Source organism: Bacillus benzoevorans, assembly GCF_014207535.1.
In the GTDB taxonomy this organism is placed as follows: domain Bacteria; phylum Bacillota; class Bacilli; order Bacillales; family Cytobacillaceae; genus Bacillus_BD; species Bacillus_BD benzoevorans.
Window position 1 is genome coordinate 1 of sequence record NZ_JACHGK010000050.1, and the last position, 1862, is coordinate 1862.

Genomic DNA, 1862 nt, shown 5'->3' on the forward strand with positions numbered 1-1862 from the left:
GGTCACATGCGACAACTTGAAGACAGGCGTTATCAGCCATCCGCGCCAAGGCGAAATTGTCTTAAATGAAAAGTATGAAGACTTTGGAAATCATTATCTCACTGCCATCATGCCCGCCGGTGTGAGAAAGCCTAAACAAAAGGCATCTGTAGAAGGTACCGTAGGAAAAACAGCAACTGCCATCATCGCTCAACTTAGAAATGAAGTGTTTCATTCGTTGGAAGAAGTAAAGATTGCTGTAGCGCGTAAGCTGAAAGACTTTAACGATGCACCGTTTCAAAAACGAGAAGGCAGCCGTACAGAAATATTCAATGAAATCGAAAGCAAACATCTTCGCGCATTACCTTCTACCCCGTATGAAGTCGCTGAATGGGTTTACGGCCACATTGTAAACCTGGACTGTCATGTTGCTTACAAAACCAACCGTTATTCAGCACCTTACAATTACGTGGGTAAAAAAGTAGATCTAAAGATCACGGAATCACTGGTTGAAATCTACTATAAAAGCGAACGGCTATACTCCCATAAAAGGTTCCCAGACTATCTTAAATATAAATGGTCCACTTGTGACGAGCATATGCCGGATAAATTCCATCATGCTAAATGGGATGATGAACGGATTAAAAAATGGGCATATTCCATCGGGCCATGTACCAGTGAAGTTATTGACCGAATCTTCGCAAGCGTTCGAATCAAAGAACAGGGGTACAATTCTGCTCTATCCGTACTAAGATTAAGCAAAACTTATTCAGCTGAACGTCTTGAAGTAGCTTGTGATCTTGCACTTGGAAAGATTCGCTCGCCAAGATATAAAAATTTAAAAGCAATCCTATCGTCAAATCAGGATCAATTATTTCTCTCAAAAAAGGCAGAAACAAGATCTAAGGAACTAAATCAGACCGTTCAAGGTTACGTCCGCGGTTCACAGTATTACGGCGGAGGTGACGAATAAATGAGTCTGCTTAATGAAGAAACAAGAAGAAAGCTCCGTGAATTGAACCTCAATGAAATGATCGAAGCAATTGATGAACAAGCCCAGGATATCGGTTATTCCACGATTTCATTTGAGGATCGTATGAAGATGGCAATCGATTTCGTCTATCAAAAAAAGTATAACAGTAAAGTGGAACGTCTAATAAAGGCAGCCAAATTCCGCATTGCAAATGCTTCATTCAACGATATTTATTATATTGATCGCGGGCTAGACAAAGAGAAACTTCTCAGCCTATCTACGGCACAGTTCATAGATACTCACTCAAGTGTTATATTCCATGGATTCACGGGATCGGGCAAAAGTTACCTAGCTTGTGCACTTGGCAAACAAGCCTGCATACATGGGATAAAAACCAGATACATCAGAATTCCGGATCTTTTGATGCTACGTGATGAGGCCACACTTGTACCACAGGGAATATCTAAACTGCTTAGGAAATTCACGAACTACAAGCTATTGATTTTTGATGAGTGGCTGCTCGACGATCTTACAGAGGAAGAACAACACTTTCTCTTTGAACTAATTGAACGAAGACATGACAACAGTTCTACCATTTTTTGTACTCAGTTCAAGAAGGAAGACTGGCACGCACGCCTTGGCGGAGGTGTTCATGCCGATGCAATGATGGATAGAATTGTTCACAATGCAGCTTGGATGTTTACAGGGAATCTGAACATGAGACAACTCTACGCAAAGAAACAGAACTAGTTTTAATGATTCTTTTGCGTGCTGCCTCCCCCCCCCCCACAATGGCAGTACGCAATTTTATAACAAAGTGATATTTTAACAGAATATTGATGATGCTCTAACCGCGAATCAATGATGCTCAAATGAGCAACTTGGTGATGCTTTCTGAGTGAAATATTCA

General features: G+C 41.0%; 2 protein-coding genes. Both read left to right on the top strand.

All coding sequences use genetic code 11. From position 1 onward, the window contains the following. Positions 1-952 (top strand): Mu transposase domain-containing protein (locus HNR53_RS23040; RefSeq protein WP_425488714.1); only part of this gene is annotated, 952 nt, incomplete at its 5' end. After that, positions 953-1702: an ATP-binding protein gene (locus HNR53_RS23045; RefSeq protein WP_221452455.1), complete on the top strand. Its 750-nt coding sequence runs from the start codon at positions 953-955 to the stop codon at positions 1700-1702. Positions 1703-1862 lie beyond the last annotated feature (160 nt).